Origin of the sequence: Pseudomonas sp. B21-047 (genome assembly GCF_024748775.1) — a bacterium.
In the GTDB taxonomy this organism is placed as follows: Bacteria; Pseudomonadota; Gammaproteobacteria; order Pseudomonadales; family Pseudomonadaceae; genus Aquipseudomonas; species Aquipseudomonas capeferrum.
Genome location: NZ_CP087169.1, coordinates 5537293 through 5562560, shown reverse-complemented (window position 1 = coordinate 5562560; position 25268 = coordinate 5537293). Strand labels below are relative to the sequence as shown.

The window sequence follows — 25268 nt, the reverse complement described above, 5'->3', positions numbered from 1 at the left end:
GGCGTGGATGGTAAGTGGTTGTTAAAAAAGAGATTTACCTCCGTTGAGAGGTGAACCTGGTGAGAAAGTGTCTATGAAAACAGGTCTGTACCATCCCGAAGAATTCAAGGACAACTGTGGTTTTGGCCTGATCGCCCATATGACGGGCGAACCGAGCCACCACCTTCTGCAAACCGCCATGCAGGCGCTGACGTGCATGACCCACCGCGGCGGTATCAACGCCGACGGCAAGACCGGTGACGGTTGTGGTCTGCTCATGCAGAAGCCCGATCAGTTCCTGCGGGCCGTGGCCCAGGAGCATTTTGCCGTCGAACTGCCCAAGCAGTACGCCGTCGGCATGGTGTTCTTCAACCAGGACCCGGTCAAAGCAGAAGCTGCCCGCGCCAACATGGACCGCGAAATCCTCGCCGCCGGCCTCACGCTGGTTGGCTGGCGCAAGGTCCCGATCGACACCAGCGTGCTCGGTCGCCTGGCCCTGGAGCGCCTGCCGCAGATCGAGCAGGTGTTCATCGGCGGTGAAGGCCTGAGCGATCAGGCATTCGCCATCAAGCTGTTCAGTGCCCGTCGTCGCTCGTCCGTGGCCAACGCCCACGACACCGACCACTACATCTGCAGCTTCTCGCACAAGACCATCATCTACAAAGGCCTGATGATGCCGCGCGATCTCGCGGCGTTCTATCCAGACCTGGATGACCCGCGCCTGCAGACCGCGATCTGCGTGTTCCACCAGCGCTTCTCCACCAACACGCTGCCGAAATGGCCGCTGGCGCAGCCGTTCCGCTTCCTCGCCCACAACGGCGAGATCAACACCATCACCGGCAACCGCAACTGGGCCATGGCCCGTCGCACCAAGTTTGCCAATGACCAGATCCCGGACCTCGAAGAACTCGGCCCGCTGGTCAACCGCGTCGGTTCCGACTCGTCGAGCATGGACAACATGCTCGAACTGATGGTCACCGGTGGCATCGACCTGTTCCGCGGCGTGCGCATGCTGGTACCGCCGGCCTGGCAGAACGTCGAGACCATGGACGCCGACCTGCGCGCCTTCTACGAATACAACTCCATGCACATGGAGCCGTGGGATGGCCCGGCCGGTATCGTCATGACCGAAGGCCGCCACGCGGTGTGCCTGCTCGACCGCAACGGCCTACGCCCGGCGCGCTGGGTAACCACCACCAACGGCTATATCACCATCGCCTCGGAAATCGGCGTATGGGGCTACCAGCCCGAAGAGGTGATCGCCAAGGGCCGTGTCGGCCCGGGCCAGATCTTCGCGGTGGACACCGAAACCGGCCAGATCCTCGATACCGACGCCATCGACAACCGGCTGAAGTCGCGCCACCCATACAAGCGCTGGTTGCGTCAGCATGCCACGCGCATCCAGGCGACCCTTACCGACGACCAGGGCGCGGCCAGCTACGACGCTGACCAGCTCAAGCAGTACATGAAGATGTTCCAGGTCACCTTCGAAGAGCGTGACCAGGTACTGCGCCCGCTGGGTGAGCAGGGCCAGGAAGCGGTCGGCTCGATGGGTGATGACACGCCGATGGCCGTGCTGTCGCAGCGCGTGCGTTCGCCGTACGACTTCTTCCGCCAGCAGTTCGCCCAGGTGACCAACCCGCCGATCGACCCGCTGCGCGAAGCGATCGTCATGTCGCTGGAAATCTGCCTGGGCGCCGAGCGCAATATCTTCCAGGAGTCTCCGGAGCACGCTTCGCGGGTGATCCTCAGCTCGCCGGTCATCTCGCCTGCCAAGTGGCGCTCGTTGATGAACCTGGAGCGCGAAGGCTTCGACCGCCAGCTGATCGACCTCAACTACGAGCAAGGTGTCGGCCTGGAAGCGGCTATCCGCAACATCGCCGACCAGGCTGAAGAAGCGGTGCGCGGCGGCAAGACCCAACTGGTACTGAGCGACCGCTACATCGCCCCGGGCAAATTGCCGGTGCACGCTTCGCTCGCCGTGGGTGCGGTGCACCACCGCCTGACCGAGCAAGGCCTGCGTTGCGACAGCAACATCCTGGTCGAAACCGCCACTGCCCGTGACCCGCACCACTTTGCCGTGCTGCTGGGCTTCGGTGCCTCGGCCGTTTACCCGTACCTGGCCTATGAAGTGCTGGCTGACCTTATTCGCACCGGCGAAGTGCTGGGCGACCTGGACGAGGTGTTCAAGTACTACCGCAAAGGCATCTCCAAGGGCTTGCTGAAGATCCTGTCGAAGATGGGCATCTCCACCATCGCTTCGTACCGCGGTGCGCAGCTGTTCGAAGCCATCGGCCTGGCCGAAGACGTGGTCGGCCTGAGCTTCAAAGGTGTATCGAGCCGCATCAAGGGTGCGCGTTTCGAAGACTTGGAAAGCGACCAGAAGCTGCTTGCTGCCGAAGCCTGGAGCGCGCGCAAGCCGATCCAGCAAGGTGGCCTGCTCAAGTTCGTCCACGGTGGCGAATACCACGCCTACAACCCGGACGTGGTCAACACCCTGCAGGCCGCTGTGCAGCAGGGCGACTACGCCAAGTTCAAGGAATACACCTCGCTGGTCGACCAGCGCCCGGTGTCGATGATCCGCGACCTGCTCAAGGTCAAAGTGGCTGACCAGCCGCTGGCGATCGAGCAGATCGAGCCGTTGGAGGCCATCCTCAAGCGCTTCGATTCCGCCGGTATCTCGCTGGGCGCCTTGTCACCAGAAGCCCACGAGGCGCTGGCCGAGGCCATGAACCGCCTGGGCGCGCGCTCGAACTCCGGCGAGGGCGGTGAAGACCCGTCGCGCTACGGCACGGTGCGCAGCTCCAAGATCAAGCAAGTGGCCACCGGCCGCTTCGGCGTCACCCCGGAATACCTGGTCAACGCCGAAGTGCTGCAGATCAAGGTGGCCCAGGGCGCCAAGCCGGGCGAAGGCGGCCAGCTGCCGGGCGGCAAGGTCAACGGCCTGATCGCCAAGCTGCGCTACGCGGTACCGGGTGTGACCCTGATCTCGCCACCGCCGCACCACGACATCTACTCGATCGAAGACTTGGCCCAGCTGATCTACGACCTCAAGCAGGTCAACCCGCAGGCGCTGGTTTCGGTCAAGCTGGTGGCCGAGGCAGGCGTTGGCACCATCGCTGCAGGCGTGGCCAAGGCCTATGCCGACCTGATCACCATCTCCGGCTACGACGGCGGTACCGGCGCTTCGCCGTTGACCTCCATCAAGTACGCCGGCGCGCCGTGGGAACTCGGCCTTGCCGAAACCCACCAGACCCTGCGCGGCAACGACCTGCGCGGCAAGGTGCGGGTACAGACCGACGGTGGCCTGAAAACCGGCCTGGACGTGATCAAGGCCGCCATCCTTGGCGCCGAGAGCTTCGGCTTCGGCACCGCACCGATGATTGCCCTGGGCTGCAAGTACCTGCGTATCTGCCACCTGAACAACTGCGCCACCGGCGTAGCCACCCAGAACGACAAGCTGCGCAAGGACCACTACATCGGCACCGTCGACATGGTGATCAACTTCTTCACCTTCGTCGCCGAAGAAACCCGCGAGTGGCTGGCCAAACTGGGCGTGCGCAGCCTGGGCGAGCTGATCGGCCGCACCGACCTGCTCGACATACTGCCAGGCGACACCGAGCGCCAGCAGTACCTGGACCTGTCGCCACTGCTGGGCAGCTCGCACATTCCGGCGGACAAGCCGCAGTTCTGCGAAGTCGACAAGAACCCGCCGTTCGACAAGGGCGAGCTGGCCGAGAAGATGGTCGAGATGGCCATGTCGGCGATCCGCGACCAGTCCGGTGGCGAGTTCAGCCTCGACATCTGCAACTGCGACCGTTCCATCGGCGCGCGTATCTCTGGTGAGATCGCCCGCCTGCACGGCAACCAGGGCATGGCCGCTGCGCCGATCACCTTCCGCTTCAAGGGCACTGCGGGCCAGAGCTTCGGCGTGTGGAACGCCGGTGGCCTGAACCTGCATCTGGAAGGCGACGCCAACGACTACGTCGGCAAGGGCATGACCGGTGGCAAGGTGACCATCGTGCCACCTGCCGGCAGCCCGTTCGAAACCCAGCACAGCGCCATCGTCGGCAACACCTGCCTGTACGGCGCCACTGGCGGCAAGCTGTTTGCCGCCGGTACCGCGGGCGAGCGCTTCGCTGTGCGTAACTCTGGCGCCCACGCTGTTGTCGAGGGCACTGGCGATCACTGCTGTGAATACATGACCGGCGGCTTTGTCTGCGTCCTGGGCAAGACTGGTTACAACTTCGGTTCTGGCATGACGGGCGGCTTCGCCTACGTGCTCGACATGGACAACAGCTTCGTCGACAAGCTCAACCATGAACTGGTGGAAATCCAGCGCATCAGTGGTGAAGCGATGGAGGCCTACCGCAGCCACCTGGCGCGGGTCCTTGCCGAATACGTGGACGAGACCGGCAGCGAGTGGGGGCGTGAGCTCTCGGAAAACCTGGACGACTACGTGCGTCGCTTCTGGTTGGTCAAGCCCAAGGCGGCCACCCTCAAGCAACTGCTGTCCAGCACCCGCGCCAACCCGCAGTAACAACAACTGCAAGTGGCAAGCCTCAAGCTGCAGGTAATGCAGTGCGAGGCTTGCCGGACCCAAGTGATCGACTTGCAGCTTGCAGCTTCTGGCTTGCGACTGCGGTAAAGAGGTTTTGAAAAATGGCTGAACGTCTGAACAACGACTTCCAGTTCATCGAAGTGGGGCGTAAAGACCCGAAGAAAAAGCTGCTGCGCCAGCGCAAGAAAGAGTTCGTCGAAATCTACGAGCCCTTCAAGCCGCAGCAGTCCGTGGAGCAGGCGCACCGCTGCCTGGGCTGCGGTAACCCGTATTGCGAGTGGAAGTGCCCGGTGCACAACTTCATCCCCAACTGGTTGAAGCTGGTTTCCGAAGGCAACATCCTGGCGGCGGCCGAGCTGTCGCACCAGACGAACACCCTGCCTGAGGTGTGCGGCCGGGTATGCCCGCAGGACCGTCTGTGCGAGGGTGCCTGCACCCTGAACGACGGTTTTGGCGCGGTGACCATCGGCTCGGTGGAGAAGTACATCACCGACACCGCCTTCGCCATGGGCTGGCGCCCGGACATGTCCAAGGTCAAGCCGACCGGCAAGCGTGTTGCCATCATCGGTGCCGGCCCAGCGGGTCTGGGCTGCGCTGACGTGCTGGTACGTGCCGGTGTGACCCCGGTTGTGTTCGATCGCAACCCGGAAATCGGCGGCTTGCTGACCTTCGGCATCCCCGAATTCAAGCTGGAAAAGACCGTGCTGAGCAATCGCCGCGAAGTCTTCACCGGCATGGGCATCGAGTTTCGCCTGAACACCGAGGTGGGCAAGGACATCACCCTGGAGCAACTGCTCGCCGAGTACGATGCCGTGTTCATGGGCATGGGCACCTACACCTACATGAAGGGCGGCTTCCCGGGTGAGGACCTGCCGGGGGTGCATGACGCGCTGGATTTCCTGATCGCCAACGTCAACCGCAACCTGGGCTTCGAAAAGTCGCCTGAAGATTTCGTCGACATGCAGGGCAAGAAGGTCGTGGTACTGGGCGGTGGTGACACCGCGATGGACTGCAACCGCACTTCGATTCGCCAGGGCGCCAAGTCGGTGACCTGTGCCTACCGCCGTGACGAGGCCAACATGCCGGGCTCGCGCAAAGAGGTGAAGAACGCCAAGGAAGAAGGCGTGAAGTTCCTCTATAACCGTCAGCCGATCGCCATTGTCGGCGAGGACAAGGTCGAAGGCGTCAAAGTGGTCGAGACCCGTCTCGGCGAGCCGGATGCCCGTGGCCGTCGCAGCCCTGAGCCGATCCCGGGCTCCGAAGAGATCCTGCCGGCTGACGCCGTGGTGATCGCCTTCGGCTTCCGCCCGAGCCCGGCGCCGTGGTTCGAGCAGTTTGGCATCCAGATGGACAGCCAGGGCCGCGTGGTAGCACCGGAGAAAGGTAAGTTCAAGCACCAGACCAGCAACCCTAAAGTGTTTGCCGGTGGCGACATGGTGCGGGGTTCGGACCTGGTGGTAACGGCCATTTTCGAAGGCCGTACAGCGGCTGAAGGTATTCTGGACTACCTCGAAGTCTGACCGATTGCGGGGGCTGCACAGCAGCCCTTGGCATATTTTGTATACAAAATTGCTTGATCCACGGCACCCAATAGACAAAACGCATGGCCTCGGCCGTGCCTTTTGTGCTGGCGTCTGAGAAAATGCCCGCACTTTTTTGCCGGATGCCGACATGACTGCCCTGAAGAACGATCGTTTCCTGCGTGCACTGCTCAAGCAACCCGTAGACGTCACCCCGGTGTGGATGATGCGCCAGGCCGGCCGCTACCTGCCGGAATACCGCGCCAGCCGCGCCAAGGCCGGTGACTTCATGAGCCTGTGCATGAACCCGCAGTTCGCCTGCGAGGTCACCCTGCAGCCGCTGGACCGCTACCCGCTGGACGCGGCGATCCTCTTCTCGGACATCCTCACCATCCCCGACGCCATGGGGCTGGGCCTGTACTTCGAGACCGGTGAAGGCCCGCGTTTCAAGAAGGTGATCAGCACTCCGGCCGACATCGAAGCGTTGCCGATTCCCGACCCGCAAAAAGACCTGGGCTACGTGATGGACGCGGTCAGCACCATCCGCCGCGAGCTCAACGGCCGCGTGCCGCTGATCGGCTTCTCCGGCAGCCCCTGGACCTTGGCCACCTACATGGTCGAAGGCGGCTCGTCCAAGGACTTCCGCAAGACCAAGGCCATGGCCTACGACAACCCAGAGGCCCTGCACCTGCTGCTGGACAAGCTGGCCCAGTCGGTCACCAGCTACCTCAACGGCCAGATCCTGGCCGGCGCACAGGCGGTGCAGATCTTCGACACGTGGGGTGGCAACCTGTCGGCGGCGGCTTACCAGGAGTTCTCCCTGGCCTACATGCGCAAGATCGTCAGCGGCCTGATCCGTGAGCACGATGGGCGCAAGGTGCCGGTCATCATGTTCACCAAAAACGGTGGCCTGTGGCTGGAGAGCATTGCCGAAGCGGGTGCAGATGCGCTGGGCCTGGACTGGACCTGCGACATCGGTGATGCCCGCCGCCGTGTCGGTGACAAGGTTGCGCTGCAAGGCAACATGGACCCGACCGTGCTGTACGCCAAGCCTGAGGCCATCCGCAAGGAAGTGGCGCGCATTCTGGCCAGCTATGGCAAGGGCACTGGCCACGTGTTCAACCTCGGCCATGGCATTACGCCTGAGGTCGACCCGGAGCACGCCGGTGTGTTCATCAACGCCGTGCATGAGCTGTCGGCGCAGTACCACCAGTGATCTGATGCAGCTGCAACAAAGAACCCGGCCTTGATGCCGGGTTTTTTGTTGCATTAAGTTTGAGTTCAGCGATCGTCGTTAATCTGGTCCCATCGAAACCGAAACAGGACCTGATCCTCATGAAAATCCGTTACCTTGCTCTGATCCTCGCTCCCCTGTTCAGCACCGCTGCCCTGGCGGCCAGCTATACCGGCCCGGGTGCCCAGTCGGTGACCACCGTGGCGGCTGCAAACGATGCCGCAGATGACACACCGGTGGTGCTGCAGGGGTATGTGACCAAGAAGGTCAACAACGACGACAAGTACGAGTTCAAGGACACCACCGGCACCATCACCGTCGAAATCGACGATGAAGACCTGCCACCGACCCCGTTCAATGACAAGACCAAGGTCAAGCTGACCGGCGAGGTGGAGAAGCACCTGATGAGCCGCGAAGTGGATGTGGATATTGTCGAGATCGTCAACTGATCCACGATTTCGGGGCCGCAACGCGGCCCCTTGTTCAAGGTGTCTTAGGCGCCAGCTTGCTCAGGTGCCATGCCACCAGCAACGCTATCGTCAGCAAGCCACCGATGAACAACCCGATCCCGTTCCAGCCCCACTGGTGCCAGAACACCCCGCCCGCCGTCCCCGCCACACTCGACCCCGCGTAATAGCTGAACAGGTACAGCGACGATGCCTGCCCCTTGGCCTTCAATGCCCGTCGCCCGATCCAGCTGCTGGCCACCGAGTGCGCGCCGAAGAAGCCGAAGGTGAACACCAGCATGCCGAGGATCACCATCAGCAGCGGGCTGGCCAATGTCATCAACAAGCCGCTGGCCATCACCACGATACTGACCCAGAACACCTTGCGCCGCCCAAGCTTGTCGGCCAGCGCGCCCACCTGCGCAGAGCTGTAGATACCCGACAGGTACACCACAGACAGCAGGCCGACCAACGCCTGGTTCATGTGGTAAGGCCCTGCCAGCAAGCGGTAGCCGATGTAGTTGAACAGCGTGACGAAGGCCCCCATCAGCAGAAACGCCTCAAGGAACAGCCAAGGCAGCCCGGCGTCCTTGAAGTGCATGACGAAGCCATCCAGCAGGCTACGCGGGTTCGCGGCCTGCGGGCGGAAGTTGCGCGATTCGGGCAATACCTTCCAGAACACCAGCGCCGCGACCAAGGCCAGGCCACCGATGGTCAGCATCGCCGTGTGCCAGCTGACGAAGTCGATCAGCACCCCGGTGATCAGCCGCCCGCTCATGCCACCGATGGCGTTGCCACCAATGTACAAGCCCATGGCCAGGCCGATGTGCTGCGGGTGGATCTCTTCGCTCAGGTAAGTCATCGCCACTGCCGCCAGGCCGCTCAGCGAAAGGCCGACCAGTGCTCGCGTCGCCAGTACGGCTTCCCAGGTCGGCATCACCGCACTGGCCAGGGTCGACAGGGCCGCACAGACCAGCGCAAAGACCATCACCGGCTTGCGGCCGATGCGGTCAGAGATCGGCCCGGTGATCAACAGGCCGAACGCCAGCATTGCGGTCGAAACCGACAACACCAGGCTGCTCTGGGCCGCGTTGATGGAAAACTCCTGCGACAACAGCGGCATCATCGGCTGCACGCAGTAAAGCAGGGCGAAGGTGGCGAAGCCGCCGCTGAACAGGGCCAGTACAGTCTTCATGAAGGCGGGGGTGCCTTTTTCGATCCACATGTCGTTCAGGGGGGCAGGTTCTGGGTCGGCGGGTAGGGGGGCTACAGCAGTTTTCACGGGCGGGTACCTCTGGCGCAATGAAAAAAGCATATAGCTGGCTAATGATTACATCCAATATATTGTTCGACCTATTTAAGACGTTCTACGACTTGTTTGGAGCCGATTATGGAACTGCGCCATCTGCGTTACTTCATCGCCGTGGCCGAAGAGCTGCACTTTGGCCGTGCGGCCCAGCAGCTGGGCATTTCGCAGCCGCCCTTGAGCCAGCAGATCCAGGCGCTGGAGCAGGAACTGGGGGCTCGCCTGTTCGAGCGTACCAACCGTCGGGTCGAACTGAGTGAAGCGGGGCGGTTGTTTCTGGAAGAAGCCCGCCAAGTGCTGGCGCAAGTCGAAAAGGCGGCCGACGTGGCCCGGCGTGCGCAATTGGGTGAGCTGGGCGAGATGAAGATCGGCTTTACCTCGTCGGCACCGTTCACGTCGAAGATCCCCAAGGCCATCCATGCTTTTCGCCAGCGTTTTCCGGCGGTGCACCTCAACCTCAAGGAAATGAGCAGCCGCGATGTTGCCGAAGCGGTTTTCGACGAGTCGATCGAAGTGGGGCTGATGCGGCCCATGCCATTGCCGGAAGGGCTGGTGGCGATCGAGCTGTTTCGCGAACCGTTGGTGGCGGTGATCAATGCCTCGCATCCATTGGCCGTGGGTACCGAGCAGGGGGTACACATGGCCTCCCTGGCACCGGAGCCGTTCGTGTTCTTCCCGCGCAGCTATGGCAGCGGGCTGCATGCGCAATTGCTCAGCCTGGCGCGCCACGCGGGGTTCAGCCCGCATTTTGCCCAGGAGGCGGGCGAAGCGATGACCATCATCGGGTTGGTGTCGGCGGGCTTGGGGGTGTCGGTGCTACCGGCGTCGTTCCAGCGCATACGCATCGAGGGTGTGGTGTATCGCACGCTGCTGGACGAAGGCGCGACGACGGCAGTGTGGCTGGTGCAGCGTGAGCGCGGGGGCTCGGCGATGGCCAAGGCCTTCGCCGAGCTGTTGACCGGGCAAGTGTGGTGAGGTGAATGGCTGGCCATCTTCGCCCGACAATTGCCACTGGCCTTAGCTGCCGAGGCGCCACATACTCGGGCATTCGTTGATACACGGAGGTCTCTCATGCGTCGCGTGGTGTTCAATCAGAAAGGTGGCGTGGGCAAGTCGAGCATCGCTTGTAACCTGGCGGCGGTCAGCGCCAGCGAAGGTTACCGGACCTTGTTGATCGACCTGGATGCCCAGGCAAACTCGACTCAGTACCTCACCGGCCTGACGGGTGAAGATATCCCCATGGGGATCGCCGACTTCTTCAAGCAAAGCCTGTCCAGCGGGCCCTTCAGCAAGAAGAACAAAGTCGATATCTACGAAACACCGTTCGACAACCTGCATGTGGTCACGGCGACTGCCGAGCTGGCCGACCTGCAGCCCAAGCTCGAAGCCAAGCACAAGATCAACAAGCTGCGTAAGTTGCTCGACGAGCTGGATGAGGATTACGAACGGATCTACATCGATACGCCGCCTGCGCTCAATTTCTATGCGGTATCTGCGTTGATCGCGGCGGATCGTGTGCTGATACCCTTCGACTGTGACAGCTTCTCGCGCCAGGCGCTCTACGGCCTGCTGGCCGAAATCGAAGAGCTCAAGGACGACCACAACGAAGACCTGATGGTCGAAGGCATCGTGGTCAACCAGTTCCAGTCCCGCGCCAGCCTGCCGCAGCAGATGCTCGACGAGCTGCTGGCCGAGGGTTTGCCGGTGCTACCGGTGTACCTGAGCAGCTCGGTGAAGATGCGCGAGTCGCACCACGCCAGCTTGCCGTTGATTCACCTGGAGCCACGGCACAAGCTGACCCAGCAGTTTGTCGAGTTGCACGATTTGCTCGAGCGCAGCGAGTAGGCGTCACTCCCAGTCCTTGCACGTTCCCTCGTTGCCGAGCATAATCTCCCAAAATGGGAGATTTGCTTGGATGCGTGTCATTGCCACAAGCACCTTGGTGAAATTTTGGGAATTACCTGGGCATGACGATGCCAAGGCCCCCTTGGAAAGCTGGCACGATATGGCGATCAAAGCCATCTGGCGAACACCACAAGATGTAAAGGATCAGATAGGCAATGCCAGCGTATGTGGCAATAACCGCGTGGTCTTCAGCATCGGAGGAAACAAGTACCGACTAGTGGTCGAGATGCAGTATCGAGCCGGTATTGCCTGGGTGAAGTTCGTCGGTACGCACAAGCGCTATGACGAGATTGACGTGGAGACAATCTGTGAATATTAAGCCGATACGCAATGATGACGATCTTCGAGAAGCATTTCAGCGACTCGAAGCTATTTTTCAGGCAGAGGCGGGCACCCCAGAAGCTGATGAAATGGAAGTACTTGTGGCACTGATCGAAGTGTACGAAAACAAGCACTATCCGATTCACCCCGCCAATCCCATCGAGGCCATCAAATTTTGCATGGACCAACAAGGTCTTACGCCACGGGATCTTGAACCCTTCATAGGCTCAAGCGGGCGGGTTTCAGAAATCTTGAATGGAAAGCGCGGGCTCAGTCTATCCATGATTAAGCGCCTGCATGATGGCCTTCGTATTCCCTACGAGTCCCTTCTAGCAAGCGCTTGAATTAAACCCCCTGGCTGCGTAGCCACTCCAGCAACGACTGCAGCGGAAACGCCCCAGCCTGGCGACTGACTTCTCGACCGTTCTTGAACAGGATCAGGCTAGGGATCGAGCGGATGCCCAATTGCCCTGCCAGGTTGCGGTTGGCTTCGCTGTCCAGCTTGGCCAAGCGGCAGCGCCCGCTCAACTGGCGGGCCGCCTGTTCGAAGGTGGGGGCGAACGATTTGCACGGGCCGCACCAGTCGGCCCAGACGTCCACCAGCAGCGGCAGGTCGCCTTTGACCTGGCTGGCGTAGCTGGCTTCGGTCAGTTCGAAGGGCTGGCTCAGCAGCACCTCCTGTTTGCAGCGGCCGCATTTTGGGGCGTCGCTCAGGCGTGTGGCGGGCAGGCGGTTGAGGCCGTTGCAGTGGGGGCAGGGGATCAGCAGTGGGTCGGTCATTTGGGTTTCCTTTGGAATTTTGGGGACCGTGCGCCGGCCCCTGGATCACGAAGAACAGCTGATCTCCAGGTGCTTGCCCCACTCAGGCGGCCGCTGGGCATAGGCCTGCATCCCGGCCTGCTCGTCGAACGGCCGGCTCAGTACCTGATGCAGCCGCCGCACCTCACTGTAGTCACCCGTTTCGGCCGCTTCGATGGCCTTCTGCGCCAGGTAATTGCGCAGCACGTACAGCGGGTTCACCGCATGCATGCGCTCACGGCGCCCTTGTTCATTGGCTGCCTCGCGCTGACAACGGGCCAGGTAATCCACGCTCCAGGCATCAAAACCCGCCAGGTCGATGAAATCGTCACGCACCACCTGCAGTGCCTCGGCCACTGGCTGGTCGCCCAGCTTGCGGAAGAACAGGGTGTAATCCACGCCCCCCTTTTGCATGCACTGCAGCAGGCGCTCGATCAACGCCAGGTCTTCGTCTTCGGCGCTGGTCAGCCCCAGGCGGCGGCGCATGAGGTCCAGGTAATGCGCCTGGTACAGCGGCAGGAACAGCCCCAGCGCTTCCTTCAGCGGTTCCACCTCGATCACCGTGGTCAGGGCCTGGGCCAGCGCACTGAGGTTCCAGTGGGCAATCGGCACCTGGTTGCTGTAGCTGTAACGGCCGCGATCATCGGAATGGTTACAGATGAAGTTGGCGTCGAAGTCGTCGAGGAAGGCATAGGGGCCGAAATCGAAGGTGATGCCCAGGATCGACATGTTGTCGGTGTTCATCACCCCGTGGCAGAACCCATAGGCTTGCCAGCGGGCGATCAGCTCGGCGTTGCGCTCGACGATGGTGCGGAACATGGCCAGGTAGGGCTGTTCGGCCTCGCGGCATTCGGGGTAGTGCTGTTCCAGCACATGGTCGATCAGCACGCGCTGCTGTTCCGGCTGCTTGGTGTAGTAGAAGTATTCGAAATGGCCGAAGCGCACGTGGCTCTGCGCCAGGCGGGTGAGCATGGCGGCGCTCTCTTGGGTTTCGCGCCAGACCGGGGTGCTGGAGCCGATCACGCACAGCGCCCGGCTGGTCGGGATGCCCAAGGCATACAGGGCTTCGGAGGCAAGAAACTCGCGGATCGACGAGCGAAGCACGGCACGGCCGTCGCCCATGCGTGAGTACGGCGTCTGGCCGGCGCCCTTGAGGTGCAGGTCCCAGTGTTCGCCCGCCTCGTTGAGCACCTCGGCCAGCAGCAGGCCGCGGCCATCGCCCAGGCGCGGGTTGTAGGAGCCGAACTGGTGGCCGGAGTAGACCATCGCGCGTGGGTCGGCCTCTTCCCAGAGTTTCTGGCCGCTGAACACTTCGGCGAACAAGGGCGAATCGGCCTGGGCTGGGTCCAGGTCGAGCAGGGCCATGGCCGACGCGCTTGCCACCACCAGGCGTGGGTCTGCGATGGGCTCGGGCAGGACCTGGGTAGAGAACGCATCGCCCAGGCGGGCGAAGCGGTTGTCGAAGGTGAGTTGGTCGAGGGCTTTCACGGGCTGCTCCTGGGGTTCAGCACAGAATAAAGCATTCGAGCCCACTCAGGCCTGCGCAGTGCCATCCGATTTCGGCTGTTCCACGGGCACCAGCTGCTGCTTGCCGCCCTTCGTGTCCATCAGGAACACCTCGACCTGGCGCACCGAGATCTTGATGTTGTGCGCCTTGAACTCGCGGTTGATGTAGCGGTTGATCTCGTCCAGGGTCGGGTTGCGGTCCCCCAGGTCACGCACGTGCATGCGCAGTTCGTGGTCCAGCGAGCTTTCGCCGAAGTTCAGGAAGTACACGATCGGCTCCGGGTCCTTGAGCACCCTTGGGTTTTCGTGGGCGCCCTTGAGCAGCAGGTCGCGCACCAGGTCCAGATCGGAGCCGTAGTCGATGCCCAGTTTCAGCGTCACCCGGGTAACCGTGTCGGTCAGCGACCAGTTGATCAACTGGCCGGTGATGAAGGTCTTGTTGGGGACGATGATGTCCTTGCGGTCGAAGTCGGTGATGGTGGTGGCGCGGATGCGGATCTTGCTCACCGTGCCGGACAGGTTGCCGATGGTGATGGTGTCGCCGATGCGCACCGGGCGCTCGAACAGGATCATGATGCCGGAGATGAAGTTGGCGAAGATCTCCTGCATGCCGAAGCCCAGGCCGACCGACAGCGCCGCCACCAGCCATTGCAGCTTGTCCCAGCTGACCCCCAGGGTCGACAGGGTGCTGACGATGCCGATACCGACGATGGTGTACGACAGCAGCGTGGTGGTGGCGTAGGCACTGCCCTGTGCCAGGTTCAGGCGCGACAGCACCAGCACCTCCAGCAAACCTGGCAAGTTACCGGCCAGGGCGAAGGTGATGCCGACGATCACCAGCGCGCCAAGCAGGTCGCCGAGGCTGATCGGCACCATGCTGGCGGCCGCGCCGGTGCCGCTGGTGTATTCGTACAAGGTGAAGTTGTTGAGGTAGGCGAACACCGAGATCAGGTCCGACCATACCCAGTACAGGCCGGCGATGAAGCCGCCGAGCAAGGCCAGGCGGATAAGGCGCAGCGACTGCTGGTTGACCTGTTCGATGTCCAGCGTCGGCTCTTCGGTGATGACTTCGCCATCCAGCCCTTCCTTGGCCGCTGCACGTTTGCTCAGGGCGCGCTGGTAGGCCAGGCGCCGCGCGGCCACAGACAGGCCACGGACAAAGGCGGCCTCGATCACCAGCCAGAACATCAGCAGGTAGAGGGTGTAGATCAGCCGGTCGGTGAGCTTGAGGGCGGTGTAGTAGTAACCGAAGCACACCGCTACGAACAAGGCGATGGGCAGGGCCGTGAACGCCACCCCGACCGCCCGGCGGAACAGCGAGGTGTCGCGATGCGCCGGGCTGCTCAGCAGCAGGCGGCTGAGCAGCCAGGCCATCAGTGCGTAGCAGGTCAGCACTACGCCGATGCCGAGCACGTCATCAGCCAGCGCCGAAGGTTGATGCTCGGCCACCGCCACCACGCCGACCAGTGCCAGCACCACGGTGCCAAGCCTGCGCACCCAGCCGCGCAGGAACTCGACCTGGGGCTTGTGCCAGCGGAAGTGGATTTCCGCCACGCCGCCAGGCGCCAGGATGCGGTAGGCGGTGTAGAACACCAGCCAGGCCTGGGCCAGTTGCCAGAGCGCGGCGCCCAGGTTGGCATTCTGCCCGCGGGCGTCGATCTGCAAGGCATAGCTGCACAGCGCCAGGCCCAGGCTCACCGGCATCGCCAGGAGGATATTGATCAGGATCGCCTGGGGCGTGTGCCACTGGCTGTCCCGGCGGAAGTGGCCGATGTCCTGGTGCACCTTGCCGAGCCGTTGATACAGGTACTTGCGCCGCCACAGCAGGCCGCCGATCACCAGCAGCAGCGGCAGGAACAGCAACGGCCGCTGGCTCAGGCCGTCGGCCAGTTCCTTGATGCCCGAGCCCCAGGGCAGGCTGGCGACCTGGTCGGCGAACCGCTCAGGGACGTAGCGCAGCCAGTCCCAGTCCAGCGGCTTGTTGCTGGGGATCCAGAACATCTGCTCGTCAAGGGTGGTGCGCAGGCCTTGGGCGGTGCCCAGCAGTTGCTTCTGGTTGAGCTGCAGGGTGATCGATTCGTTGAGCAGGGCCGAGAGTTCGCGGTTGAGGCGCTCCAGCAGGTCGCTGCGGGTGATCGCCACTTCCAGCAGCGCTTTGCGCAGTGGCGGGGTGACGTCTTCCGGCGGTTGGTTGGCCAGCAGCTTGTCGACATAGGTGACCGGGCTGCTCATCTGCTCGCGCTGCTGGTTGATCTCGAACTGGTACAGGCGGGTGTCGGCGATCTGGTCGGCCAGGTCGCGGTCGACCTTCAGGTGCGGCAGGGTCTGCTTCTGCTTGTAGAGGATCTTGGACAGCAGCAGGCTGCCCTTGAGCACGTTGATCTGCTCGTCCAGCGCCTGGTCGGCCTGGGTCAGGCTGTCGAGCTGCTGCTTGGTGCGCAGGTTCTGCTGGGTCAGTTCGTTGAGGCGATCGGTGCTTTTGAGCAGGTAGTCGGAAAGCTTGAGGTTGATCGTGCTTTCGCTGGCCAGCAGGCTGCTGCCGCCGGCCTTCTGGGCTTCGATCGACTGCTGGGTGACGGCCTCCTGGGACTGGGCCAGGCGCTTGTCGTTGATCAGCGTTTGCAGGTCCTGGATTTCCTGCTCCAGGCGCGCCGCGCGCTCGATCAGCAGGTCGTGTCGGGCATTGCCAAGGTCTTGCAGCAGGCTGTTGCCGGCCAGCTCCTGACGGCGCAGCGTGGTCAACGCGTTGAGCGAGGCCAGCTCGGCGTTGAGCTGGTTGCGTTGGTCGGCGTTGAGCGCCTTGCCGTTGTCCTTGCCCGACTTGAGGTTGTTGTTGATCTGCTGGGTGCGGGCCTGGCTGTTGCTGATCTCGGCCTGGGCGCGCTCTGGGCGGGTCTGGGAATTGATGATCAGGCTGTTGGCTTCGGACAGCGCCTTTTGCAGCTCACCCTGCAGGGTGCTGCGCTCGCTGAGCAGTTGCTCCAACTGCGGCACCGTGAGGGTGGCGTAGCGCTGGGCGACCGGTTGCGGCTTGCTGTCCTTGAGCCTGGCCAGTTCTTTCTGGCTGTCGTTGGTTTCTTTCGGCGCGCCGGCCAACTGTTGCTTGAGCGCGGCCAGCTTCTTCTCGCTGTCTTCCTTGCTGGCAAGCAGGCTCAGGGTTTGCTCCAGCACCTGCTGCAGGGCCTTTTGATCGGCCTCGGGCAGCTTGCGCTCGGCAATCTTGTCGAGGCTGTGCTGGATGCTGGCAGTGGTCGGCGCTTCGGCCGCGGCGTTCGCGGTGGCCGCGAACGAGAAGGACAGGCACAACCCGAGTAGGGCTGTGCGAAGGTACACGCGCAGGGACATAGGCAGACTACATTGTGGATCGGGGCAGAATCGCAGTTTAGAGGAACAATCCTGGTCCGGGTCGCGTTCCTTCGGGGAATCTGACGCCCACTTTCTGCACATTGTTCCCGTCCATGGTCGCCACGGTCCAGATCGTGCCATGCCATTCGACCTGGTCGCCTACTACTGGAGCGCCTCCGACCTTCTGTCGGATGAACTGCGCCAGCGGCATTTTCGCGTCCAGGCCGTCGAGTTTCAGGCCATAAAGCGCCGCCACGGCGCCGAGTTCGGCATCGCCTTCAAGCACGAAGTCGCCGAAGAAGCGCAGGTCCAGGCCACGTTGCGGCGCCTGGCTGAACAGCTTGCCCAGCGCGGGCAAGTTATGTTCGTGGCCGATCACGCAAAGCATGTCGCCGACTTCCAGCACGGTACTGCCCGATGGGTGCAGCAGTTGCTCGCCACGGAACAGCGCGGCGATACGGGTGCCCTCAGGCATCTTCAGCTCGCGCAGGGCAGCGCCGATGCACCATTTTTCCGCCCCCAGGCGGTAGACGAACAGCTCCCACTCGCTGGTGATGTGCACTTCCAGGGCAGAGCGTGAGATGGGCGCAGGGTCTGGCGGTACGGTGACCTTCAGCAGCTTGGCCATCCACGGCAGGCTGGTGCCCTGCACCAGCAGTGACACCAGCACGATGAAGAACGCCAGGTTGAAGAACAGCTGTGCATCCGGCAGCCCGGCCATCAGCGGGAACACCGCCAGAATGATCGGTACCGCACCGCGCAGGCCGACCCAGGAAATGAAGCCCTTTTCGCGACCGTGGAAGGCCTTGAACGGCAGCAGTGCGGCAACCACCGACAGCGGCCGGGCGATCAGGATCATCCACAGGGCCAGGCCCAAGGCGGGCAAGGCGATGGGTAGCAGGTCGTGGGGTGTGACCAGCAGGCCCAGCACCAGGAACATGCCGATCTGCGCCAGCCAGGCCATGCCGTCGAGCATGTGCAGGATGCCATGGCGGCTGCGGATCGGCTTGTTGCCCAGCACCAGGCCGCACAGGTACACGGCAAGGAAGCCGCTACCATGCAGGGCGTTGGTCAGCGAGAACACCACCAGGCCGCCGGCCACGACCAGAATCGGGTACAAGCCGCCGGCCAGGTTGATGCGGTTGACCAACTGCAGCATCAGCCAGCCGCCGCCCAGGCCCAGCAGGCCGCCGATACCGAACTCGCGCAGCAGGTGGCCCAGCAGGCTCCAGTGCAGGCCGGTCTGGCCGCTGGCAATCATCTCGATCAGGGTAACGGTGAGGAACACCGCCATCGGGTCGTTGCTGCCCGACTCGATCTCCAGCGTGGCCGTGACCCGTTCGTTCAGCCCTTTGCCACCCAGCAGCGAGAACACTGCTGCGGCGTCGGTGGAGCCGACGATGGCGCCGATCAACAAGCCCTGGATCAGGCTCAGATCGAACAGCCAGGCCGCGACCAGGCCGGTGAGGGCGGTGGTGATCATCACGCCGACGGTGGCCAGCGACAAGGCCGGCCACAACGCCACGCGGAAACTGGCCACACGCGTGCGCAAGCCGCCGTCGAGCAGGATCACCGCCAGGGCCAGGTTGCCCACCAGGTACGCGGTCGGGTAGTTGTTGAAGATGATGCCGCCACCGTCCACGCCTGCGACCATGCCGACGGCGAGGATGATGACCAGAATAGGGATACCCAGGCGTGACGACAGTGAACTGACCAGGATACTTGCACCCACCAGCAAAGCGCCGATCAGAAACAGGCTGTTGATGGTGCTGGCATCCAAAGGCAGTACTCCGGGAAACGCGGGGAAGAAGACTCGATAGCGTTGATGACTAGCAGGTCGCGTGCCAATCGATTCTAACCTGATGAATTGGCAGCATGTAAAGCGTTTCTGCAGATGTAGAAAAGGCACCGCGGTGGGTGCCTTTTCTTGTACTGCCAGGGTGGGCCTCTTCGCGGGTCAGCCCTGCTTCACTTCACGCATCGGCTTGCCTTTGACCGGCGCACCGTTAGCCACGTAGTACTTGGCAGTGCTGCGCGCCAATGGCTTGCGGTTGCGGATCTTGTCCGAGATTTTCTCGGCGATCATGATCGTGGTGGCGTTGAGGTTGCCGGTGATGATGATCGGCATGATCGACGCATCGACCACACGCAGGCCCTGCATGCCGTGCACGCGCCCTTCGCCATCGACCACCGCCATGTCGTCGGTGCCCATCTTGCACGAGCAGGACGGGTGGAAGGCGGTTTCGGCGTGCTCGCGGATGAACGTGTCCAGCTCTTCGTCCGTCTGCACGTGTGCGCCCGGGCTGATCTCGCGACCACGGTATGGGTCCAGCGCCGGCTGGGCCATGATTTCGCGGGTCAGGCGGATGCCGTCACGGAATTCCTGCCAGTCCTGCTCGGTGGCCATGTAGTTGAACAGGATGCTCGGGTGCTGGCGTGGGTCTTTCGACTTGGCTTGGATGCGGCCACGGCTTGGCGAGCGCATCGAACCCATGTGCGCCTGGAAGCCATGTTCCTTGACGCCGTTGGAGCCGTTGTAATTGATCGCTACCGGCAGGAAGTGGTACTGGATGTTCGGCCATTTGAACTCAGGACGGGTACGGATGAAACCACCGGCCTCGAACTGGTTGCTGGCGCCGATGCCGGTGCCGTTGAACAGCCACTCGGCACCAATGGCCGGCTGGTTCCACCACAGCAGCGACGGGTACAGCGACACCGGTTGGGTGCAGGCGTACTGCAGGTACAACTCAAGGTGGTCCTGCAGGTTTTCGCCGACGCCCGGCAGGTCGTGCACCACCGGGATGTCGAGGCTTTCCAGCAGGGCGCGCGGGCCAACACCAGAGCGCTGCAGCAGTTGCGGCGAGGCGATGGCGCCGGAGCTGACGATGACTTCCTTGCGGGCGCGGGCTTCGACGCGCTCTTCGCTGTCGCCGACCAGGTAGGTCACGCCAACGGCGCGCTTGCCGTCGAACAGGATGCGGTCGCTCAGGGCGTGGGTGACGATGGTCAGGTTCGGGCGCTTCTTGGCCTGGTCCAGGTAGCCGCGGGCGGTGCTGGAACGGCGGCCGTTCTTGGTCACCGAACGGTCCATCGGGCCGAAGCCTTCCTGCTGGTAGCCGTTGAGGTCTTCGGTGCGCGGGTAACCGGCCTGCACGCCGGCCTCGACCATGGCGTGGAACAGCGGGTTGTTGCCAGCCTTGGGCGTGGCGACGCTGACCGGGCCTTCGCCGCCGTGGTAGTCGTTAGGGCCGATATCGCGGGTTTCTGCCTTGCGGAAGTACGGCAGGCAGTCCAGGTACGTCCAGTCCTCAAGGCCTGGCAGTTCAGCCCAGCCGTCGAAGTCCATGGCGTTGCCGCGGATGTAGCACATGCCGTTGATCAGCGAGGAGCCACCCAGGCCCTTGCCGCGGCCACATTCCATGCGGCGGCCGTCCATGTGCGGCTCCGGGTCGGTCTCGTAGGCCCAGTTGTAGCGACGGCCCTGCAGCGGGAACGCCAGGGCGGCCGGCATCTGGGTGCGGAAGTCGAAGCGGTAGTCGGGGCCACCGGCTTCGAGCAGCAGCACGGTGACGCTGGCGTCTTCGGTCAGGCGCGTGGCCAGGGTGTTACCGGCCGAACCTGCGCCGACGATGATGTAATCGAATTCTTGGGACATGAAAGTACCCTCGTTTGGCGGTGATCAGGGAGCGGGGACGCCCGTGCACGGCGGCACGGGCGTGGCTAGACAGGGTTTAGAAAACCGAGTTGTAGCCGCCCAGCTCGACCTGGACCGACTTGATGCGAGTGTATTGAGCCAGCGAGCTGACGCCGTTTTCACGGCCAACGCCCGACTGCTTGTAGCCACCGACCGGCATTTCGGCCGGCGATTCACCCCAGGCGTTGATCCAGCAGATGCCGGCTTCGAGCTTGTGGATGATGCGGTGGGCACGGGTGATGTCGTTGGTGCACACGCCAGCGGCCAGGCCGTATTCGGTGTCGTTGGCGCGGCGGATGACTTCTTCTTCGGTCTCGTAGCTGAGGATGCTCATCACTGGGCCGAAGATTTCTTCCTTGACGATGGTCATGTCATCGGTGCAGTCGGTGAACACGGTCGGGGCGACGAAGGCGCCCTTGGCGAAATCACCCTCGGTCAGACGCTCACCGCCACACAGCACGCGGGCACCTTGCTCTTTACCCTTGGCGATGTAGCCCAGCACGCTTTCCATGTGCTGGAAGCTGACCAGCGGGCCGAAGTTGGTGTTTTCGTCTTCCGGGTTACCCACACGGATGCGGGCAACGCGCTCGGCGATCTTGGCTTCGAAGGCGGCTTTCATCGGGGCAGGGATGAACACGCGGGTGCCGTTGGTGCACACCTGACCGGAGCTGTAGAAGTTGGCCATCATGGCGATGTCGGCGGCCTTGTCCAGGTCGGCGTCGGCGCAGATGATCAGTGGCGACTTGCCGCCCAGTTCCATGGTGACTTCCTTGAGCGACGAGCTCGAGGCGCTGGCCATGACTTTCTTGCCGGTGGTGGTGCCGCCGGTGAAGGAAACTTTTTCGATGCGCGGGTGTTCGGTCAGCCAGGTGCCGACTTCGCGGCCGCTACCGGTCAGGACGTTGAACACGCCGTCAGGCAGGCCCGCTGCGGTGTAGATCTCGGCCAGTTTCAGGGTGGTCAGCGAGGTGACTTCCGAAGGCTTGAAGATCATCGCGTTGCCGGCGGCCAGGGCTGGCGCGGACTTCCACAGGGCGATCTGGATCGGGTAGTTCCAGGCGCCGATACCCACGGTCACACCCAGCGGCTCGCGGCGGGTATAGACGAAGGAGCTTTCACGCAGCGGGATCTGCTCGCCTTCGATGGCCGGAACCAGGCCTGCGTAGTACTCCAGCACGTCGGCGCCGGTGACGATGTCGACGTAACGGGTTTCGGAGTACGACTTGCCGGTGTCCAGGGTTTCCAGCTGGGCCAGCTCATCGTTGCGCTCGCGAAGGATGTCGACGGCGCGGCGCAGGATGCGCGAGCGCTGCATGGCGGTCATCGCTGCCCAGACTTTCTGGCCGCGTTCGGCGCTTTCGACGGCTTTTTCGACGTCGGCCTGAGTGGCGCGCTGCACATGGGCGAGGACTTCGCCGGTAGCCGGGTTGATGGCTTCGAAGGTGGCATCGCTGCCAGCGTCGACATAACCGCCATCAATGTAGAGTTTTTGCGTTCCGAAACGGGCCATAGTGTCCTCGCAAGTGCAGTGTGTGGTTGGCTACTGCGTCACGCGCCTGCCTGTTTGGCAATCGCCGTGCGCGGTTGTTCAGAGGCCTGGTCGATTGTGCCCAGAGTCTGCTGTTTAGCCAGTTGTAGATCCATGTATTCGTAAGCGATTCGTATCGCCTGGTCGGTGTCGAAAGCATCTCCCGACAGGGCGCCTCGCAGCCACAGGCCGTCGATCAGGGCCGCCAGCCCGCGGGCTGCCTTGCGCGCATGGTAAAGCGGCAGGACGCGGCGAAACTGACAGCAGAGGTTGGAATACAAGCGGTGATCGTTGATCCGCTGCAACCTGTGCAAGTCGGGCTGGTGCATGCTGGAAGCCCAGAAGGCCAACCAGGTTTTCATTGCCGGGCCGTTCACCTGGCTGGCATCGAAGTTACCTTCGATGATCACTTTCAGGTGGGCACGCGGGCTGTCGTCCGTCAGTGCCTGGCGCCGCGCTGCAACGCCTTCGTTGAGCATGCTCATGATGTAACCCATCGTCGCTGCGATCAGGCCGTTCTTGTCCCGAAAGTAGTGACTGATGATGCCGTTCGACACCCCGGCCAACCGGGCAATCAGCGCAATGCTGGCGTCCCCCAGTCCGACCTGATCGACCGCCAACAAGGTGGCTTCGATCAACTGCTGGCGGCGGATGGGTTGCATACCGACCTTGGGCATCTTGCTATCTCCTCAGGCCTGCGAGCAGACGACGGGCGGCTGACTCGGCGAAGGCCAGTCTATTTTGTTTTGATTGAACGTTCAATCAATAAAGAATAAGCTCTGCGACAATTTGTGCCATTGACACCCTTTGAGGGCAGCCAGGCAGCACGAATCGACACCCCAGGAAAATCGTGTAACCCCCGGAATACAAGGCGTTGACGGGCATGAGCGATGCGAAATGCAGATTCTGCCGAGCGGTCAAAGGCCGCGCGCAGGGCCCTTGGAGCGGGCCTGAGTCTGTTTTTTTTGCAACGATTCGATTCGGGATCACGGTTTCCAGGGTGCTTTTATAACACCTGATGCAGTGGGGGTATTCCACCAATTGCTCGGGAAAACACTGATTAGCCTCCATAGCCGTACTGCCCGGAGCATTCGTGCAATGAGTTCTGCCTCCCTTACCAAACCCCCCGCCGAGAGGGTCCGGGTCAACAGCGTGGTGTTCTACACCTCGGCGCTGCTGATCCTTGCGTTGACTGCCTTGCTTATCGCTGTACCCGAAACCGCAGGCCAAGTGCTGGGTGTGGCCCAGAAATGGCTGACGCGCACCTTCGGCTGGTACTACATGCTGGTGATCTGCGGTTACCTGCTGTTCGTCGTCTACCTGGCGTTCTCCGACTACGGCAAGCTCAAGCTTGGCGGCAAGGATGACCAGCCCGACTTCAGCTACGGCGCCTGGGCCGGCATGCTGTTTTCGTCCGGTATCGGTATTTCGCTGCTGTACTTCGGCGCCTCCGAGCCCCTGGACCACTACTTCAACCCGCCAGAAGGCACCCCTGCCAGCCTCGAGGCCGCGCGCCAGGGCCTGCAGCTGACCTTCCTGCATTGGGGCCTGCACGGCTGGGCGATCTACGCCCTGGTCGGCCTGGCCGTGGGCTACTTCGCCTACCGCCACAACCAGCCGCTGGCACTGCGCTCGGCGCTGTACCCGCTGGTCGGCGAGCGTTGGGTCAAGGGCGCTGCCGGCAATGCCGTGGACATCTTCGGCATGTTCGTCACCTTGCTGGGCCTGGTGACCAACCTGGGTATCGGTTCGATGCAGGTCTCTTCGGGCCTGGAGTACCTGTTCGGCATGGAGCACAGCCAGACCAACCTGCTGATGGTGATCCTGGTAATGGCCGGCGTTGCCACCGTGGCGGCGGTATCGGGCGTGGAGAACGGCATCCGCCGTCTGTCCAACCTGAACATCATGCTGTTCAGCGGCCTGCTGATCTTCGTGCTGCTGGGTGGCGAGACCCTGCACCTGCTCAACGGCTTCGTGCAGAACGTCGGCGACTACCTCAACGGCATCGTGCTGAAAACCTTCGACCTGTACGTCTACGAAGGCGAGGCTGGTAAATCCGAGCGCTGGCTGGGCCTGTGGACCGTGTTCTACTGGGCCTGGTGGATTTCCTGGGGCCCGTTCGTCGGCATGTTCATTGCCCGTATCTCCAAGGGCCGCACTGTGCGCCAGCTGGTCAGCGGCGTGTTGCTGATCCCGTTGGGCTTCACCTTGGCCTGGCTGTCGATCTTCGGCAACACCGCGCTGGACCTGGTGATCAACCAGGGCGCCGTGGAGCTGGGCAAGACAGCCCTTGAACAGCCGTCGATGTCGATCTACCAACTGCTGGAATACTTCCCGGCGGCCAAGATCGTGATCGGCGTGGCGGTATTCGTCGGCTTCGTGCTGTTCCTCACCCCGGCCGACTCCGGTGCGGTGATGATGGCCAACCTGTCGTGCAAAGGCGGCAAGGTCGATGAAGACGCCCCGCACTGGATGGTGGTGTTCTGGTCGGTGATCATCACCCTGGTCACCATCGGCCTGCTGTTCGCCGGCAACTTCGAAGCCATGCAGACCATGGTGGTGCTGGCCGGCCTGCCGTTCTCGGTGGTGTTGGTGCTGTTCATGTTCGGCTTGTACAAGGCCATGAAGCAGGACGTCGCCGTCGAGCAGGAGCGAGCCCAATTGGCTGCCCGTGGCCGCCGCGGCTTCAGCGAGCGGCTGACCCAGCTGGACCTGCAGCCAACCCAGGCGGTGGTACAGCGCTTCATGGACAAGCAGGTCAGCCCGGCCTTGAAGGAAGCGGCCGAGCAGTTGCGCACCTTGGGCTTCGAAGTGGAGTCCCGGGTTGGCCAGTCTCGCAACACCATGGGCCTGCGGGTGATGATGGAAGAGGGCAACCCCTTCGTCTACGAAGTAAGCCTGGACGGCTACATGGCCGCGCCGAGCGAGGCCCCGGTCGAGGGTGAGCCGGAAGTGCGCCAGCGCTTCTACCGTGCCGAGGTCTACCTGCATGATGGCAGCCAGGAGTACGACCTGATGGGCTTTGCCCCGGAACAGATCGTGCGTGATGTGCTGGACCAGTTCGAAAGCCACCGCCAGTTGTTGGGGCGTGTGTACAGCTGATGCGGTTGCAACAGGCCCTGCCC

General features: G+C 62.7%; 17 protein-coding genes. 9 read left to right on the top strand and 8 right to left on the bottom strand.

The window, feature by feature from the left end; genetic code table 11:
- Window positions 1–73 precede the first annotated feature (73 nt).
- The 4 genes from gltB to LOY26_RS25090 all read left to right on the top strand — a co-directional run bounded on the left by gltB (window position 74) and on the right by LOY26_RS25090 (window position 7743).
- Window positions 74–4519 (top strand): glutamate synthase large subunit, encoded by a 4446-nt coding sequence (gene gltB, locus LOY26_RS25105; RefSeq protein WP_095063901.1) that lies wholly within the window; start codon window positions 74–76, stop codon window positions 4517–4519.
- Window positions 4520–4641: 122 nt separating this feature from the next.
- Window positions 4642–6060, top strand: coding sequence for an FAD-dependent oxidoreductase (locus LOY26_RS25100; protein ID WP_033702001.1), 1419 nt, complete (start codon window positions 4642–4644; stop codon window positions 6058–6060).
- Window positions 6061–6211: 151 nt separating this feature from the next.
- Window positions 6212–7276: a uroporphyrinogen decarboxylase gene (gene hemE / locus LOY26_RS25095; RefSeq protein WP_033701999.1), complete on the top strand. Its 1065-nt coding sequence runs from the start codon at window positions 6212–6214 to the stop codon at window positions 7274–7276.
- A 119-nt stretch (window positions 7277–7395) separates the two neighbouring features.
- Window positions 7396–7743 (top strand): YgiW/YdeI family stress tolerance OB fold protein, encoded by a 348-nt coding sequence (locus LOY26_RS25090; protein WP_186652910.1) that lies wholly within the window; start codon window positions 7396–7398, stop codon window positions 7741–7743.
- 34 nt (window positions 7744–7777) lie between these two features.
- On the opposite strand, the gene LOY26_RS25085 is transcribed toward LOY26_RS25090, so the two are convergent.
- Entirely contained in the window at window positions 7778–8965 is a 1188-nt protein-coding gene (locus LOY26_RS25085) for an MFS transporter (protein WP_202883653.1), read from the bottom strand.
- Window positions 8966–9130: 165 nt separating this feature from the next.
- Here LOY26_RS25085 and LOY26_RS25080 point away from each other — a divergent pair, with 165 nt between their 5' ends.
- The 4 genes from LOY26_RS25080 (at window position 9131) to LOY26_RS25065 (ending at window position 11616) form a co-directional block, all read left to right on the top strand.
- Window positions 9131–10021: a LysR family transcriptional regulator gene (locus tag LOY26_RS25080; protein ID WP_258714216.1), complete on the top strand. Its 891-nt coding sequence runs from the start codon at window positions 9131–9133 to the stop codon at window positions 10019–10021.
- Between the two features lie 96 nt (window positions 10022–10117).
- Window positions 10118–10891, top strand: coding sequence for a ParA family protein (locus LOY26_RS25075; RefSeq protein WP_258714215.1), 774 nt, complete (start codon window positions 10118–10120; stop codon window positions 10889–10891).
- Window positions 10892–10961: 70 nt separating this feature from the next.
- Window positions 10962–11270 (top strand): type II toxin-antitoxin system HigB family toxin, encoded by a 309-nt coding sequence (locus tag LOY26_RS25070; protein ID WP_186652903.1) that lies wholly within the window; start codon window positions 10962–10964, stop codon window positions 11268–11270.
- Complete coding sequence (locus tag LOY26_RS25065) at window positions 11260–11616, top strand: type II toxin-antitoxin system HigA family antitoxin (protein WP_033701993.1); 357 nt, start codon at window positions 11260–11262, stop codon at window positions 11614–11616. The genes LOY26_RS25070 and LOY26_RS25065 overlap by 11 nt, the downstream gene beginning before the upstream one ends.
- 1 nt (window position 11617) lies before the next feature.
- On the opposite strand, the gene trxC is transcribed toward LOY26_RS25065, so the two are convergent.
- From trxC to betI, 7 genes are all read right to left on the bottom strand, one after another.
- Window positions 11618–12052, bottom strand: a complete 435-nt coding sequence (gene trxC / locus LOY26_RS25060; protein WP_033701991.1) for a thioredoxin TrxC — start codon at window positions 12050–12052, stop codon at window positions 11618–11620.
- Window positions 12053–12097: 45 nt separating this feature from the next.
- A complete protein-coding gene (gene selO / locus LOY26_RS25055; protein ID WP_186663478.1) occupies window positions 12098–13558 on the bottom strand; it encodes a protein adenylyltransferase SelO in 1461 nt (486 codons plus the stop codon).
- A gap of 45 nt (window positions 13559–13603) precedes the next feature.
- Window positions 13604–16921, bottom strand: a complete 3318-nt coding sequence (gene mscK, locus LOY26_RS25050; RefSeq protein WP_258714214.1) for a mechanosensitive channel MscK — start codon at window positions 16919–16921, stop codon at window positions 13604–13606.
- Between the two features lie 37 nt (window positions 16922–16958).
- On the bottom strand, window positions 16959–18701 hold the full coding sequence (locus LOY26_RS25045; protein ID WP_033701986.1) for a potassium/proton antiporter: 1743 nt from the start codon (window positions 18699–18701) through the stop codon (window positions 16959–16961).
- 177 nt (window positions 18702–18878) lie between these two features.
- Window positions 18879–20576, bottom strand: coding sequence for a choline dehydrogenase (betA, locus tag LOY26_RS25040; protein ID WP_033701985.1), 1698 nt, complete (start codon window positions 20574–20576; stop codon window positions 18879–18881).
- A 76-nt stretch (window positions 20577–20652) separates the two neighbouring features.
- The gene (gene betB, locus LOY26_RS25035) at window positions 20653–22125 is read right to left on the bottom strand and encodes a betaine-aldehyde dehydrogenase (RefSeq protein WP_033701984.1); all 1473 of its coding nucleotides are present in this window, start codon (window positions 22123–22125) and stop codon (window positions 20653–20655) included.
- Between the two features lie 38 nt (window positions 22126–22163).
- Window positions 22164–22820, bottom strand: coding sequence for a transcriptional regulator BetI (betI, locus tag LOY26_RS25030; protein ID WP_033701981.1), 657 nt, complete (start codon window positions 22818–22820; stop codon window positions 22164–22166).
- A gap of 421 nt (window positions 22821–23241) precedes the next feature.
- Between betI and LOY26_RS25025 the strand changes: the two genes are divergently transcribed.
- Window positions 23242–25245 (top strand): BCCT family transporter, encoded by a 2004-nt coding sequence (locus LOY26_RS25025; RefSeq protein WP_186663479.1) that lies wholly within the window; start codon window positions 23242–23244, stop codon window positions 25243–25245.
- Window positions 25246–25268 lie beyond the last annotated feature (23 nt).